The organism is Streptosporangium lutulentum (assembly GCF_030811455.1).
Taxonomy (GTDB): domain Bacteria; phylum Actinomycetota; class Actinomycetes; order Streptosporangiales; family Streptosporangiaceae; genus Streptosporangium; species Streptosporangium lutulentum.
In genome coordinates this window covers 1,191,947-1,207,692 of sequence record NZ_JAUSQU010000001.1, presented here as the reverse complement: position 1 = coordinate 1,207,692, position 15,746 = coordinate 1,191,947, and the positions used below count along the sequence as shown (strand labels likewise).

Genomic DNA, 15,746 nt, shown 5'->3' with positions numbered 1-15,746 from the left:
CCAACGTGTTCTTCATGCCGCCGGAGTGGCATCCCCACACCCGTACCTGGATGTCCTGGCCGGTCGCCGGTTACGCGCTGGCCGACCCTGAGGCCTCCTATCGCGCCTGGTCCGACGTGGCCAACACGATCGTCCGCTACGAGCCGGTCACCATGCTGGTCGACCCGAGCGAGCGCGACTCGGCCGCCCGATGGCTGTCTCCCGGGGTCGAACCGGTGGAGCAGCCGCTGGACGACTGCTGGATGCGGGACAACGGCCCGACCTTCCTGGTGGACGGCCGGGGCGCGCTGGCGGGGGTCGACTGGACCTTCAACGGGTGGGGCCGGCACCCGTACGCCAAGGACGACCTGGTCGCCGCGGCGGTCCTGGAACGGGCGGGGGCGACCAGGTTCCGCTCCGCGATGGTCAACGAGGGCGGCGGCATCCACGTGGACGGCGAGGGCACGGTCATCGTCACCGAGACCGTCCAGCTCGGGGAGAAGCGCAACCCCGGCTGGACCAGGGAGCGGGTCGAGACCGAGCTGCGCGCGCGGATCGGCGCGGAGAAGATCATCTGGTTGCCGCGCGGCCTCACCGCCGACTACGGCAGGTACGGCACGAGCGGCCACGTCGACCTGCTCGCCTCCTTCGCCCGTCCCGGCCTGGTGCTCTGCCACGTCCAGCCCGATCCGGCCCATCCGGACCACGAGGTCACCCGGGAGAACCTGGCGATCCTGCGGTCGTCCACCGACGCGCGGGGCCGCTCCCTGGAGGTCGTGGAGCTGATGGCCCCGGAGACGCGGGAGGCCGGCGGAGAGCTCGTCGACTACTCCTACATCAACCACTACCTGGCCAACGGTCTCGTCCTGCTCTGCTCCTTCGACGACCCGCGCGACGCCGCGACGGCCGAGATCTTCACCAGGCTCTTCCCCGGGCGGGCCGTCGAATCGGTGGACGCCCGTGGCATCTTCGCCCTCGGCGGTGGCATCCATTGCATCACCCAGCAGCAGCCCCATCCGTAACTTACTGCGGCCTGCCGAAACAAAGCGATTTGTCCATAGTTTGTCCGGATCCGGCCACGATAAAAATAAAACTTGTCAATCGGGGCAATTGTTGCGAATACTTGCAAATTGTTCTTATTAACGAGAGAGGTCCTCAATGAAGCGAGTCATTGTTCACAAGCCCGGCACCGTTGCACTCAGTGGCACCGCCAGCCCTAAGCACGTCGGCTGAGATCGAAGTCACAGAACCGGCGCCCAGCAATGGGCGCCGGCTTGTAACATGAGATAGCTTGATATCATGAATAATTTGACAGTTTGATGTAAAGGAGACCGGTGAGTCGGGGATCGCACCCATCGGGGAAACCACCTCTTCCTGCCCTTTTACTGCCTCCCGTGGACGCCAATCGGCGCCTGCGCGGGCCGTACACCGCAGGAGGCGCGATCGTCTCCGCCCTGGTACCCGCCGCCCGGCCGGAGCTGGTCGCCCGGTACGACATAGAGCTGCGTGCCATGTCGCCCGACACGCATGAGCTGATCCCCGCCCGGCGCCAGTCGGCGGCCATGCATCTGCCCAGCGCGGAACGGATCCTGGTCCACGCCCCGCGCCGTACGCTTCGCCTGTCCAATGGGCTGGCCGAGTTCCTCCTCGAATACCTGACCGAAACCGGTCCCCGGACCCTGGTCGTCGAGAACATCCACGAGGCCGACCCCACCGACCTTGAGCTCCTGACGGTGCTGAGACGCCGGATCGGCCCGCAACTGCTGACCGTGGTGACCGGCGGCCAGGCCGTGTCCGAAGAGTCCCTCGGCGCGGAGGAGCATGACGCCCGCGCCGACGAACTGGAACGCGAAGGAACGATCGGCGCGCGGCTCGGGGCGATTCCCTACCACCGTGAGCACGGCAGCGACCCGCGCAAAGCGCTGGAGGCGTACAGGTTCGCGGTGGAGTGGTGCCTGGAGGCCGGTTGCCACGACGCCGTGGTGGAGCTGGGCCGGCGCGCGCTGAGACTCGCCGACCCGGCCACGGACCCCGATCTCTGGTGGCGCCTCCTGCACAGCGCCGCGACCGCGTTGAGCTCCCTGAACCGGGAGGAGGAGGCGGAGGCCCTGTTCGAGCTGGCCAGGCGCGAAAGCGTCTGCCCGAGCGTCCACGCCTCCGCCGCCTACTCCACCGGGATGCTGAAGGTCCGCCACCACGATCCGGTCCAGCGCGACCCGAACTCCGCGCTGGCCTGGGTGAACCAGGCCATCGCCATCTCCTCGCTGCTTCCCGACCCGCGCGAGCGGGCGTTCAAGCTGGGTTTCGACCTCAACGGCCGGGCGCTCGTGGAAGTACGGCTGGGCCGCCCCGCGAAGGCGCTCGAACTGGTCCAGGAGGCCGTCGAGCTGGCCGAACGCGACCTGCTGCCCGGCGAGCACCCGATCCACCGGCTGGTACTGCTGGCCAACAGGGCGCAGCTCACCGTCATGCTGGGCCGCCCGGAGGAGGCGCTGGAGGACCTGAACGCGGTGATCGCCGCCGACCCCGGCTACCCCGACTACTACATCGACCGGGGCAACCTGCTGCACCGGCTGGGCCGCCTGGACGAGGCGACCGCCGACTACGAGACCGCGATGCGGGTCGGCCCGCCCTTCCCCGAGCCGTTCTACAACCGGGCCGAGATCCGCTTCTCCACCGGAGACCACCGGGGCGCGCTCAGCGATCTGGACCACGCGCTGGAGCTGGACCCGGAGTTCGTGGACGGGCTGGCCAACCGAGCCGGACTGCTGGTCGCGTTCGGGGAGTACGGCAAGGCCAGGGCGGACGCGGAGGCCGGGCTCGCCCTGGATCCGGCCAACCCGTACCTGCTGTGCGCCCTCGGTCAGGTGGAGATGGCCGAGGGCCGTCACCGCAAGGCGCGGGTCGCCTTCGACCAGGCGCTGGAGCTCTCCCCCTCGCTGGCCGCGGCCTGGGCCAACCGGGGGATGCTCGCCTTCGAGATGGGTGACCCCGAGGGCGCCGTCTCCGACTTCACCCACGCCCTCGAACCGGGCGCGGACCCCGCCCTGCTCTTCAACCGCGCGATGGCGCTGCGTGCCTCCGGACGCGACGAGGAGGCACTGGCCGACCTCACCCGCGCGATGGAACTGGCTCCGGACGACGACGACATCCGCCGCGCGCTGACGTCCTGAACCGTGCTCCACCCGTCCGGCGAGATCGTCCGCGGGAGAGAAAACTCGCGTGCCGCGGGGCCACGGTTAATGTCCGGTTGAGTAACAATTCATTTACCTAACCAAGCGTATTGAGGCAGACACTGAGATCTCATTCTCCAAATGGGAGCCGCGCCCCGGCGAAGGGCCCGCTCCGGTGAAATTCATCGATCAGACCGTCGCCCGGCGCGCGGCCCGCGGAAAATTTTCATCGGATATCCGGGGACGGCCGTGTATTGATCGGCGGGAGGCCGGGAAAACGGCGCCGGGCGGGAAGCCGGAGAATGGGATCGGGAGAATACGGAACGCGACGGACGGCGGGAGACCGGGGCCGGGGATCACGAGGCGCGATCAGCGGAGCAGGCCGCCGAGATAGCGCTCGGCGAGCTCGCAGGTGCCCTCGGTGTAGCCGGCGCCGAGCTCGGCGGCGATCTCCACCCCGGTGTGGGTGCCGATCCAGGCGACCAGCAGCAGGCGGCGGAACATGACGAACGTCCAGATCTCGGCCTCGTCCTCGACCGGGAGGTCAAGCACGGTCCGGTAGCCCCGCACCCATGACGCGACCATCTCGGGGACCTGCGGGTGGTGCTCGATGAAGCTGACGGCGGCGGCCAGATCGTAGAGGTACCAGCCGAAGCCGCAGTCGTCGAAGTCGATGACGCTGGGCGGCTCGTCGCCCACCACGAGCAGGTTGGCCGTCCGCAGGTCGGCGTGGATCAGGCCGTAACGGCCGGGACCCCGGCCGAACCCGTGCAGCCGCTCGCGCACCTCCTTGTCCAGGCGATCCAGGACGGCCGACGCCTCGGTCCCCACCCCCATCCCGTCCTGCCAGCGGCCCCATCGCGACTCGGCCCCCAGGGCGGCCTCGTAATCCCAGTGGAAGCGGGTGAATCCCGCCGGACGCGACCAGCCGCGCGCGTGCCGGTGCATCCGCGCGGTGATGGCGCCGAGCCGCTCGAAGTCGGCCACCAGCCGGTCCTGCGACGGTTCGGCCCCGGGCAGGAACTCGAACATCACGCAGTCGCGGGGCTCCGCCCCGGGGACGGTGAGCACCCGGGAGCCGTCGGGGGCCGGGAGCACCCTGGGAGTGCGGACCCCGGCCTGTTCGCGGAGCGCCTCCAGCCAGTCGAGCTCGGAGAGGATCGCCCTCGTGGAGTGGTAGCCGAGGCGGTGCACCCGCAGGATCGCCCGCTTCCCGGTGACCGGGTCGTCCACCCGGTAGGTGGCGTTCTCCGACACGTTGATCAGCGTGATCTCGGCCTCGGGCAGGTCGTGCATCCGCACCGCCGTACGGGCGGCCTCGTGCACGCGGGCCAGCACGGCTCCCCCCGCGGACAGGTCGTGGGCCCGCATCGGTCCTCCAGGTGAGTCACCCAAAGTGCTGGATCCTATCGGAGATCTTGCGCCATCTGGCTCGCCTCGGGGCGCTGCTCGCGCCGCTCGTCCTTGGGACGCCCCGCCTCGTCCTTGGGACGCCCCGCCTCGTCCTTGGGACGCCCCGCCGCGGCACGCCCCGTGACAGGCGCGGCGCCGGGATGCGTGACGCGGATCTTCGACTGCCTGTGCCGGAGCCGCTCCCAGTCGTCCATGAAGGTCCCGCGGAGACCGTGCTTGTCGGCCAGCGCCAGCAGGGTCTCCGTGCGGTAGTAGAAGTCCTCGCGCAGGATCTGGTGCTCCTTGCCCTCCGTGCGGTCGAAGGTGAAGTCGAACCAGCCGTCCGGCTTCATGATCCGGCCGATGTGCTGGAAACACTCCTCGATCACGTGGAGCGGGGAGTGGGAGAAGACGCTGTGGGCGTGGACCACGTCGAACATCTCGTCGGGCAGGGCGGCGAAGCGCAGGTCCTTGACCGGCATGAGGTGGGGGAGCTTGTCGCGCAGGCCGTGGTCGACGAGGGTGCCCTGAGCCGCCATCAGGACGTCGGGCGAGATGTCGATGCCGTAGTAGTTGCCGGTGTCCAGATAGTCGATGAACAGCCGCCCGGCACGCAGATTGCCGCAGCCGATCTCCAGCATGCGGTGCTCCGGCCTCAGCCCGTGCCGCTCCAGGTAATCGAACTGCATCTGGCCGAGAGCGAGCCAGCGTCCGTGGGACTTGCTGCCCACGGCCCTCTCCGAACTCCGGGAGACGTCCGACTTCATGACGGCACGGTAGTAGTCGATGTGGTCACGCGTGCTCAGGCGCAGCCACGCGTTCCTGCTCAGCCGTCTCACGTGTCGCGGAATCCGCTGAGGACGGCGGAGGGCGTATTTGATCTGGTGGCCGATGCTTGCGCGGTTATGACTGTGCATGCCTCTCCTGAGTCAGGCCGATATCTTGACGGACTCGCCGATGATGACGGGATCGTATCCGAAGGTAATTGCACCGCCACTCACCGTGGCGACGGCGAGAATGGTGATTTCATCACCCGTTGACCTTGACCCCTCCGGTCTCGACACGCCGTTGACCTTGACCCTCCTGATCTTGACATCTTTGTCATCGCCGCCCCGAATCCTGGCACTCCTGCGACCTGACACCCCGGACCTCTTTTGCCCGCCCCCGACCGGCCCGCCCCTCGTCCGCCCCCGCCGTCTCCGGTGTGAAGGATCCGGCCGTCCGGTCCGCCCGCGCGTTCTCTCCGGGCGGACGAATCGCGAGCCCCCACCGGTCCTCCATGCGGGCCCGCAAGGCGTCGGGTCTTATATGAGGGCTTTACACGAGATCTCGCGTCATCCGGTCGCCGGTGGATACGGAGTGGATTGCCCGGGTCGAAGGCTTTCACGGCTGCAAGGGGGCTCGATGAATCTCGAACTCGCGCTGCGCATGTGTGAGGCCGCGGTGAAGCAGGCCGGGAGGGAGGGAGCGCTGATCTCGGTCGCGGTGGTGGACGCGGGCGGGCATCTGGTCGCGTTCCAGCGGATGGACGGCGCGGAGATCGCCGGCCCGGTCCTCGCCCCCGGCAAGGCCTACACCGCGGTGGCCCACCGCATGTCCACCGCCGACCTCGCGCCGCTGGTCGTGCCGGGCGGAGAGCTGTACGGCCTCGCCGGAGACCGGTACGTGTGCTTCGGCGGCGGCATTCCGCTCAGGGAACCCGGCGAGGATCACCGGGTGGTGGGCGCGGTCGGCGTCAGCGGCGGCAGCGTCGCCCAGGACGTGGCCTGCGCCGAGACCGCCGCCGCGCTCTGGGAAGGGACCTAGCCCGGCGGCCGGGTACGGCGGATCCCCTTTGTTCCAGGGACTTCGATGTTACCTCCGGTGCCGGAGGGGCAGAGGAGGCCTGCCCCAGGCGGTGATCGCCTGACGGGTCTCACTCCTTGGAGGATTTCGATGGATGTCATCGTGCTGCTCGCGCTGGTCTGTTTTCTGGCCGCCACGATCTGGTCAGCCATCAGCCGATCCTGGCCGATCGCCCTGCTCGCCGCCGGCGCGTTCCTGCTCACGCTGTCCGAGACGTCGCTGATCAACGGCTAGGGGTTTCCATGAGGTGAAACGCGGCCGATGGGCGGGCCGCCCCGGCTGCCGGACTCCGCCCACGCCGCACCCTTCCTCGGGCCCGTACCCCTGTCCGGACGACAGGGGTACGGCCGGGCCCGTGAACCCGATCCGCCGGCCGGACCGGGCCCGGACCCCGTTCACGGCCGGGTCTCCGAACCCGCCCCCGAGCGCCCGGGAAAAACGGGGTGATTCGGGATCGCCGGTCGAGGGCGACGAGGACGAGCCGGAGCCGTGCGGGCGTATTCGCGCCCGGCCGAGATCACCTCATGATGAATCTTTCCCTGACTTCCGAAGGGAGATAGCGATGCCAATCCGTGGATTTCACGAACTCGTTGTTACTCCGGAATGTCATATTGCTTCGTGCGTTGGGCCATTGCGGTAGAGAACCCGCCGAAAGACAGGACCGCTCCGCGCGTAGGCGACAGACCTGGATTTCCTGAGAGCCCGTCATGTCTTTCACGCTGTGCGTTCCCCGAATACCGGGCGTTCCCTGGATACCGTGCATAACCTGCGGGCCGACCGGGCCGTCGAGCCCTCTCAGGCCCATCAGACTTTCAAGTCCGTGCTGACCCAATATGTCTTTGAGAATGGGGCCGATCAGGCCGTCGAGCCCCCGCGGACCCAGCACGCCTTGAAGGCTGGGAATGCCCGGCAGGCCCCGGGCCTCTAGCGGGCCGGTCACATCCTGCCGTGTGATGACCTCCTCGTATTCCTGCGAACCGGTGAGAACCGAGACTCCCCCGAGGTCCGCGACGCCTTGAGGCTCCAGAGGCAGGACTCCCTCGAGGTCCGCACTCCCCTGCGGTTCCAGGGGCAGGACTCCCCGGGGGCCCGCGCCCCCCAGAGGCTCCAGAGGCAGGACTCCCCGGGGGCTCTCGACGCCCGCGGACTCCTGCGGACCGCCCGCAACCAAGGCTTCCCGCGGCTCGGAAACCCCTTGAAGCTCCTGTGGGCCGACCAGAACCGAGGCTCCCGGAGGACCTTCGGCGCCCTCGGGTCCCTGCGGACCTGCAGGGCCCGGGACTCCCTGCGGACCGGGGAGTCCCTGCGGTCCTTGCAGGCCTTCCGCTCCGTCCATCCCGGCGGGACCGGGAGGACCGACGGGTCCCGGAAGACCCGGAAGACCCGGAGGCCCAGGACGACCCGCAGGGCCCGGAAGCCCAGGAAAGCCCGGAGGCCCGGGAAGCCCGGGACGACCCGCAGGACCCGGAACCCCGACGGGACCCGGAAGCCCAGGAAGCCCGGGAGGACCGGCAGGACCCGGAAGCCCAGGAAGGCCCGGAGGCCCAGGAAGCCCGGGACGACCCGCAGGGCCCGGAAGACCGGCGGGGCCGGGAAGACCACGCCTGCCCGCCGGACCCTCCGGACCACGGTGGCAGGGACGCCCACAGCATTCACAGGAATGCCCGCGGCAACCGCAGGAATGCCTGCGGCACTTGCAGGGATGCTTGCGGCATTCGCAGCCGTTCCCGTTTTTGGAAATGCGGTTGTTTTGCGAATAGGAGTGGGCGGCTTCCGCTTTCCAGGTGGCGGCGTTCGCCGGCACCTCGTTCGACGACATCAGAACGATGCCGACTGCCGCCGCGACGGATAAAGCTCCGACGTGACCGCTGGAGAGGTTTCCTGGCGCCCATCTAATCTTGCAAGAAAGCAATCGATTTCCCATGTCGTTCCCGATTCCGAAAATATCGGATCCACCGTGCTACCACGGAAATGGTAGCGATCAGGAGGGTACTCCGGAGGCCGGCGCATAACATGTCGACGCAGTTCAGACAGGGCAAACAAATGGTACCGTCAAATAAAAACGTTAGCCGCCCCTGACTTTAACAATCTTTATGGCAACTATTCAGGCTCAATGTGAAATCGACCTGAATCTACTGCCCGTGGGCACGGCTCCCCCGTACGCCGCCGTCAGACGACCAGCAGCATCGAGACGGAGGCGTGCAGGCTGACCTCGTGACTGACGCTGGAACCGAGCAGGGCCCCGAGCCTGCCGTGGTGACGGGGACCGAGCACGATGAGGTCGCTGCCCAGCTCGCGAGCCCGCTTCAGGATGTTGGCGGGCACGCCCTCGCGCAGGACGTGGATGACCTCGCCCTCGACCGTGACCCCCGCTTCGCGCAGGCGAGCCACCGCGCCGTCCACAACGGCGCGGGCCTCCTCGTCGGTCTCCATGTCGACCACCTGGTCGGCGAAGATCTCTCTCTCCTCCGCGTGCAGGACATGAACGTCCGCACCGGTGACGCCGGCCAGATACCGCACGGCGTCGAGCACTCGATCCGCCCGAGGCGAGTTGTCAATCGCAGTAAGGATGTGCTTGTACATGAGTTCCCCCGGTCACGACGCGAACGACGGCGGGACGATCCCGCCGGAAACAGCGTGACGGCACCGGCGAGGTCGGCGAGCTCACGGACGACCACGGGCCGTGAACGACTCCCCTCACCGTCGGACAGCGGTGTCCTCCGGCGGCCCGGCCGACGAAGAAAGCCGCAGCGAGCAGGGCGATACCGATGATCCAGCCGCACGCCGCAGCATACGCCCGGCGATCGCGCCGGAGCGGCGGGGGGCACCCCTCACGGAGGCGACGAGCTCAGCCGGTGATCTCGCGGGCCCACGGCAGGAGAAGCCGCTCGACGGTGACCACGAGGTAGAAGAGGGTCACGCTCATCACGCTCAGCAGCGTCATCGCGGCGAACGCCAGCGAGGTGTCCGCGGACGCGCCGGACGCGACGATGACGTAGCCGAGCCCCTGGTCGCCGCCGGCGAACTCCCCGACGACGGCGCCGACGACCGCGAGTGTGACGGCGACCTTGAGCCCGACGAAGATCTGGGGCAGCGCCCAGGGGATGCGCAGCTTCACGAAGGTCTGTCCACGGGACGCGGACAGCGACCTCGCCAGCTCGGTCAGTTCCACGGGCGTCGAGGTCAGCCCCGACATGGTGGCCACCACGATCGGGAAGAGGGAGATCAGGACGACCATGCAGATCTTCGGTACCGAGCCGAAGCCCAGCCAGACCACCAGCAGGGGCGCCACCGCGACCTTGGGGACGGCGTTCGCGGCGACCAGCAGCGGGAGGACCGCGCGTTCGACGGTCCGCGACGCCGTCAGCAGGATCGCGGACAGCAGTCCGATCACCACGGCGAGACCGAATCCGGCGACCGTCTCGACCAGAGTCGCCCACGCCTGGCTCATCAGGTAGCCGGGCATGTCCGCGAACGAGCGGACGATGTCCGGGGGCGCGGGCAGGATGAACGGCTTGATGCCGAAGACGACGGTGGACAGCCACCACGCCGCCACCACCGCCGTCCCGGCGAGGACGGGAAGCGCCGCCGGCAGGTAGGTCCGTGCCGGCCGCGCCCCGGTGCCGTTCTCCACCGTCAGCCGCCCGGCCTGCGGCCGATGGTGGAGTAGGTGAGCGGGTTGCGCACCACCAGCCGCGGGTCCCTGGTCAGGCGGTCGAGTTCCTCCAGCTGGGCGGCGCTCATTCCGGCGGCGAGGAAGCTGTCACGCGCCTGGGCGATGTTCGCCGCGATCAGCAGCGCCCCCGCCGTGCCTCCCTGCCATGACCGCGCGTGCACGACGGTGTCGACGTCGACCAGTCCCTCGGCGAGCATCGCGGCATGCATCCGGCCGGCCCAGGCGGGATCGATGCCGTGGGCGGGGAAGGCCCACCTGACGAGGCTGTCCTGGTAGGCGTCGAGCAACCCCTCGGCCTCCGGGGTGGGGGCCGAGAGCACGCCCTTGCGGAACGTGTTCTCGAAATCCTCGACGACCAGTGCTCCGCCCGGGGCGAGGGCGGCCGCCAGGCGGCGCAGGATGTCGTGACGCTCGGGGAAGTGCACGAGCACCAGACGCGCGTGGATCACGTCCCACGGTCCTTCCGGGACCGGCTCCGAGACGATGTCGTGGCGTCGCACGTCGAACCCGGCGTCGAGGGGCAGGTGGCGGGTGTTGACGTCGGTCGCCAGCACCCGGCCCTCCGGTCCTGTCCTTTTGGCCAGCCAGGCGGCGATGCTCCCGGCCCCGGCGCCGATCTCCAGGCATCGCCGCCCGGTCAGGTCGCCGAGTTCGGCGAGCCGTGACCCGGTCAGCCCGTCGAGCATCGACGCGAGGTAGTCGTGCCGGTGCGCGGCTTCCGGGTCGTTGTTGTCGAACGCGTACGACGGTGCCTCCGGGTCGGTTGACGCGGCCAACGAACACTCCTCTGGTCCAGGGACGACGGAAGGGAAACCCGAGGTCAGCCGCTCGGCATGAGGTCGAAGGCGACGAGGTCCTCGGGGGTCATGGCCGATTCGACGAGCCCGGCGCTCCGCAGGCTCTCGATGGCTCCGAGCACGCGGGTCCTGCTGATCAGGCCGATCGACGCGCCCGTGCCCTCCGCCGTCACCGACGGTGTCATCAGCTTGATCTCCTGGCTCGCGGCGTCGGCGGCGGTCTCCGGCTGCTTGCGGTGCAGCAGCGCGGCGGCCTCGTCGGGGTGCTCGACGGTGTACACCAGGGCCTTGCGCAGTGCCTCGCGGAACCGCTTGACCAGGTCCGGGTTCTTCGTGGCGAGCTCGGTCGTGGTGAGCACCGCGTTGCCGAACAGGTCGGGCAGATACTCGCTGTAGGGGAACACGACGAGCTTCTTCTGCTTCGCCTGCATCGTGGCCTTCTCGATGGTGGGGCTGCCGATGAGGAACGTGCTCAGCGCGTCGACCTGGCCACTGGCCAAGGTGCTTCCCAGCTGGACCGGCTGCACGGCGACCCAGCGGACCCCGGATGCCTCGATGCCCGCGAGCTTGGCGTAACCGGGGAAGAGCAACTGGTTCACCGAGTTGGCGGCCGCGGCGATCTTCTTGCCCGCGAGGTCCTTGGGCGTGGTGATCCCCGTCCCCTCCATGCTCATGATGGAGACCAGGGTCTGCTGGTGGACGGCGAGGATGGCGCGGAAGTCCCTGTAGCCCTTGCCTCCCGCGGCGCCCGCTGAGATCATCGCGCCGGTGAGGTCCAGGTTCGCGAACTGGACCTGCCCGGAGGCCATCGCCTTGAGGTTCTCGCCGCCCGCCTTGCCCAGTTCGATCCGCACGTTGAGGCGGGCCTCCCGGAAGTACCCCTTTTCCTCGGCGATCCACGCGAAGGCGTCGCGCCCGGCCGCGCCGAAGGCGGTGATGTAGGTGACGTCGTCCGCGGATTGCGCCGGTTCTGCCTGCGTGTCACCTCCGCAGCCGGTGGCGGCCACCAGTGTCAGGGCGGTCAGCAATGCCGTCAACGTGCGGGCTCGCCTCATCCGTTGCCTCCAGAAAGGGGCGTTGGCAATGGTGCGGACAGCGCAATCGACTGGATCTTACTCTGATATGTCAGGCTTAAGTAGATCTATTTGACAGGGATTCATGGAGTCCGCACCTGGGCCGGCCGGTCCCGGCGAACAGGCGAAAGTCCGGTGCGAGCCGTACCGGCCTTTCGCGAGGCGCTCCTTCACGCCGTGGGCGCGGATGACAACCCGGCCGACCTTCGCCCGGCTGTCAGCGCAGGCGAGGGTGATCCCGGGGACACCCGCCCGGAGCGCGCCGTACGCGCGTCAGGAACGCAGGTAGGCCAGAACGGCGAGGACGCGTCGATGCTGGTCACCGTCCTCGGCGTACAGGCCGAGCTTGGCGAAGATGCTGCGGATGTGCTTCTCCACGGCGCCGTCGCTGATCACGAGCTGGCGGCCGATGGCCGGGTTGGACCTGCCCTCGGCCATCAGGCCGAGCACCTCGCGCTCTCGCGGGGTGAGCAGGGCGAGCGGGTCGTCGCGGCGTCGCCGTACCATCAGCTGAGCCACCACCTGCGGGTCGAAGACCGTTCCTCCGGCCGCGACCGTGCGCAGGCCCCCCATGAAGTCGTCCACGTCCACGACCCGGTCCTTGAGCAGGTAGCCCACCGCGCCCCTGGCGTCGGCGAGCAGGTCGTCCGCATAGGACACCTCCACGTACTGGGACAGGATCAGCACCGGCGCGCCCGGCACCCTCCGGCGCGCCTCGACCGCGGCCCGCAGCCCCTCGTCGGTGAAGCCGGGCGGCATCCGCACGTCCACCACCGAGACGTCCGGCCGGTGTTCCGCGATGGCCTCGACCAGGCTGTCGCCGTCCCCCACGGCGGCGACCACCTGGCAACCGAACTCCTCAAGGAGTCTGATCAGACCCTCTCGGATGAGCACTGCGTCGTCGGCCACCACTACCCGCACGGAACCTCCGCAACTATCACCGTCGGTCCTCCGACGGATGAGTCGACCGTGAGCTCTCCGTCCACCGCCTTCAAACGGTCGGCGAGGCCGGACAGACCATGTCCTTTGGCGACATGTGCGCCGCCGACCCCATCATCCCCGATTGTCAGCATCAGGAAGTTACCGGTTCTGGTCAGCGCCACGGTGCAGACCGTGGCGTGGCTGTGCTTGGCGACGTTGGTGAGGGTCTCGGCGACGACGAAGTAGACGGTGTTCTCCACCGCGGCGGTGAAGCGCCCGGTCACCTGGACGTCCAGCTCGACGGGGATCGTGCAGCGGCTGGCCAGCGCGGCGAGCGCGGGAGCCAGGCCCCGGTCGCTCAGAATCGGCGGGGCGATGCCGCGGGAGAGGGCGCGCAGCTCGTCCAGGGTCTCGCGGGTGGAGGTGATGGCCTGGCCGAGCATCCGGTCGACGGCCTCGGGGTCGCGCTTGAGCTGGCGCTGGGCCCGCGACAGGTCCATGGCCAGGGAGACCAGGCGCTGCTGCGGCCCGTCGTGGATGTCACGCTCCAGCCGGCGCAGCGCGTTCGCCTCGGCCGACACCGCGGCGGCCCTGCCCTCGGCCAGGTCGTCGATGCGCTCGTGCAGCTCGGCGACCCCGGTCAGCATGGCCCGGCCGAGCCCCGCCTGGAACAGCGCGGCACCGCGCACGAACATCGGGAGGGTGAGCGCGAACAGCAGGCCGATGACGACATTGATGATCGTGTCGAACCACAGCCTGTCCCCGAACCCGAGGAGATGGGCGAGCCCTCCGTCGTTGCCGGGGATGGCGGCGATGATCCATCCGTAGAGCGGGTAGGTGAGACCGGCGATCGCCCCCGCCCACCAGACCACCGTCACGACGAAGGTCACGATGGAGATCGGGAAGGCGACGATGCCGTAGAGCAGGTCCAGCCACGACTGCCCGTTGATCATCGGGTTCACCAGCCTGCGGAACCAGCCGGCGTTCGCGGGCGCGGGCTGGTAGCGCGGGCGGGCGACCTGGCGGCCCAGCACCTCGGGCAGCCAGCGCCGCTCGACGTCGGCGAAACCCCGTGCGACCAGCAGCGTCACCGCCAGGATCGGCAGGCCCACGAACGCGACCATCGAGCCGACCCCCGCGGCGAAGCCGGCGACCATCAGCACGAACCAGATGATGGAGAGGGGGAAGCCGACGATGAGGTACCGGGTGTCGGTACCTATGCGGCGCATCAGGGTTCTCATGCCCCTAACGCTACGAGCGCGGGGCCCGGCGCATCCAACCGGTGCGCTGGCGTACGGGGGTGAGGCAGGCACTACCTCTCACGGTGAGGTGATCGCGTCACGAAGACTGTTGCGGGCGTGACTGTGCCGGTGGGGCCCCCGAGAGAGGCTCGGATCACCATCCCCTGAGGAATCCCTGAGGAATCGAGGCCCCGGTGACCGCAGTCATCTCCCGTCCGGCCGTACCCACCGCGCCACCGTCGCCGGGGCGTGATCCGCTCATCGACGTGCTGCGCCTGTTCGGCATGGCGCTGGTGGTGCTGCAGCACTGGAGCATGCCGGTGCTCTCCTTCGCCGAAGGCCGGATCGTGACCGGCAACGCGCTGTCCGGCGGGAACGCCTGGATGATCACGTGGATCAGCCAGGTGATGCCGCTGGTCTTCTTCGCGGGCGGCGCGGCCAACGCGATCAGCTGGCGGGGTACGGTCCGGCGCGGCGGTACGGCTCCCGCCTGGACGGCGGTACGGCTGCGCCGCCTCGCCTGGCCGGTGCTGCCGCTCGCGGCGGTGTGGCTGCCCCTCCCCCACCTGTTGCTGTGGCTCGGCATGCCGGAGCAGCCGGTGGAGACGGCCTCGCGCCTGGCCGGGCAGCTGCTCTGGTTCCTGGCGATCTACCTGGTCGCGGTGACGATGACCCCGTTCATGCTCAGGCTCAACATGGTGTACGGCTGGCGCGTGCCCGCGCTGCTGGCGGTGGCGGCCGTGGCGGTGGACGCCGCCCGGTTCGGCACCGGCCTGGAAGTGATCGGGTTCCTCAACATCGGGCTGGTCTGGCTCGCGGTGCACCAGTTCGGCTTCCTCTACGCCGACGGCCGCCTGGGCCGTCCCTGGACCATGGCGCTCACCGGGTACGGCCTGGCCGCGGCGCTGGTGGCCTTCGGGCCCTATCCGGGCAGCATGATCGGGATGCCGGGCGCGGCCGTCTCCAACATGGCGCCGCCCACGGTCGCGCTGCTCGCGGTGGGATTCGGCCAGATCGGGCTGGCGCTCGCGCTGCGCCGGCCGATCGTGGCGTTCGCGCAGTGGCCGGGGGTGTCGCGGATGCTCGGCTGGGCCGGCCGCCGGATGATGACCGTCTACCTGTGGCACATGAGCGCGCTGTTCGTCATCACCTCGGTGGTCGTGGTGGGTCTGGGGGTCTCCACCCCCGAGCCGGGGACCTCGGCCTGGCTGTCGGGCTGGCCGCACTGGCTGATCATGCTCACCCTGGCGATGTGGCCGCTGCTGCGGAGCTTCGCCCGGTTCGAGGAGCCCCCGGCGGCCTCGCCGTACACCGGGGGGATGGTCAGGATCATGGTGGCCGCCGCGCTGGTCGGGGCGGGCCTGCTCACGTTCACGGTGATCGGTTTCGTCCCCGGTACGGCGCCGGTGCTCGGCGCGGGCGCGATCCTGGCCGGTCTGGCGCTCACCTGGTCGGCCCCCGCTCCCTCTCGGCCCGGCCCGTCCACGGCCGCGACGTCGCCGGATGCCCCCGCCCCCTCCTTCAGCAAGTCCCTTTAAATCCCTTTTTAGTATGATTGTGAAGCTTTAATCACTTAATATGCCGTATCTCGTGGGGAACACAGGCGCATCCGTTGCCGAGGCCGGTTCGACCACCGTCAGTTCTTCGGC

General features: G+C 69.1%; 13 protein-coding genes. 5 read left to right on the top strand and 8 right to left on the bottom strand.

What is annotated here, in order from left to right; translation table 11 throughout:
- Positions 1–14 precede the first annotated feature (14 nt).
- Together J2853_RS04950 and J2853_RS04945 are read left to right on the top strand one after the other, a co-directional pair.
- Positions 15–1,001 (top strand): agmatine deiminase family protein, encoded by a 987-nt coding sequence (locus tag J2853_RS04950; protein ID WP_307568603.1) that lies wholly within the window; start codon positions 15–17, stop codon positions 999–1,001.
- 372 nt (positions 1,002–1,373) lie between these two features.
- Entirely contained in the window at positions 1,374–3,152 is a 1,779-nt protein-coding gene (locus tag J2853_RS04945; protein WP_307555401.1) for a tetratricopeptide repeat protein, read from the top strand.
- A 369-nt stretch (positions 3,153–3,521) separates the two neighbouring features.
- Here J2853_RS04945 and J2853_RS04940 read toward each other — a convergent pair whose 3' ends face one another.
- Both J2853_RS04940 and J2853_RS04935 read right to left on the bottom strand, forming a co-directional pair.
- The gene (locus tag J2853_RS04940; protein WP_307555400.1) at positions 3,522–4,523 is read right to left on the bottom strand and encodes a phosphotransferase enzyme family protein; all 1,002 of its coding nucleotides are present in this window, start codon (positions 4,521–4,523) and stop codon (positions 3,522–3,524) included.
- A 35-nt stretch (positions 4,524–4,558) separates the two neighbouring features.
- Positions 4,559–5,461, bottom strand: coding sequence for a class I SAM-dependent DNA methyltransferase (locus J2853_RS04935; protein WP_307555398.1), 903 nt, complete (start codon positions 5,459–5,461; stop codon positions 4,559–4,561).
- A 487-nt stretch (positions 5,462–5,948) separates the two neighbouring features.
- On the opposite strand from J2853_RS04935, the gene J2853_RS04930 reads away from it, so the two are divergent.
- Positions 5,949–6,350 carry a GlcG/HbpS family heme-binding protein gene (locus J2853_RS04930; protein WP_307555396.1) on the top strand — a complete coding sequence of 134 codons (402 nt, stop codon included), beginning with the start codon at positions 5,949–5,951 and terminating at the stop codon, positions 6,348–6,350.
- 129 nt (positions 6,351–6,479) lie between these two features.
- Positions 6,480–6,623, top strand: a complete 144-nt coding sequence (locus J2853_RS04925) for a hypothetical protein (protein WP_307555395.1) — start codon at positions 6,480–6,482, stop codon at positions 6,621–6,623.
- A gap of 1,935 nt (positions 6,624–8,558) precedes the next feature.
- On the opposite strand, the gene J2853_RS04920 is transcribed toward J2853_RS04925, so the two are convergent.
- The 6 genes from J2853_RS04920 to J2853_RS04895 all read right to left on the bottom strand — a co-directional run bounded on the left by J2853_RS04920 (position 8,559) and on the right by J2853_RS04895 (position 14,097).
- Positions 8,559–8,972, bottom strand: coding sequence for a universal stress protein (locus tag J2853_RS04920; protein WP_307555393.1), 414 nt, complete (start codon positions 8,970–8,972; stop codon positions 8,559–8,561).
- 265 nt (positions 8,973–9,237) lie between these two features.
- Entirely contained in the window at positions 9,238–10,023 is a 786-nt protein-coding gene (locus J2853_RS04915; RefSeq protein WP_307555391.1) for an ABC transporter permease, read from the bottom strand.
- Between the two features lie 2 nt (positions 10,024–10,025).
- Complete coding sequence (locus tag J2853_RS04910) at positions 10,026–10,841, bottom strand: class I SAM-dependent methyltransferase (RefSeq protein ID WP_307555389.1); 816 nt, start codon at positions 10,839–10,841, stop codon at positions 10,026–10,028.
- A 44-nt stretch (positions 10,842–10,885) separates the two neighbouring features.
- The gene (locus tag J2853_RS04905; protein WP_307555387.1) at positions 10,886–11,917 is read right to left on the bottom strand and encodes an ABC transporter substrate-binding protein; all 1,032 of its coding nucleotides are present in this window, start codon (positions 11,915–11,917) and stop codon (positions 10,886–10,888) included.
- Positions 11,918–12,208: 291 nt separating this feature from the next.
- On the bottom strand, positions 12,209–12,856 hold the full coding sequence (locus J2853_RS04900; RefSeq protein ID WP_307555385.1) for a response regulator: 648 nt from the start codon (positions 12,854–12,856) through the stop codon (positions 12,209–12,211).
- Positions 12,847–14,097, bottom strand: coding sequence for a sensor histidine kinase (locus J2853_RS04895; RefSeq protein ID WP_307555383.1), 1,251 nt, complete (start codon positions 14,095–14,097; stop codon positions 12,847–12,849). The genes J2853_RS04900 and J2853_RS04895 overlap by 10 nt, the downstream gene beginning before the upstream one ends.
- A gap of 194 nt (positions 14,098–14,291) precedes the next feature.
- On the opposite strand from J2853_RS04895, the gene J2853_RS04890 reads away from it, so the two are divergent.
- The gene (locus tag J2853_RS04890; RefSeq protein ID WP_307555382.1) at positions 14,292–15,635 is read left to right on the top strand and encodes an acyltransferase family protein; all 1,344 of its coding nucleotides are present in this window, start codon (positions 14,292–14,294) and stop codon (positions 15,633–15,635) included.
- Positions 15,636–15,746 lie beyond the last annotated feature (111 nt).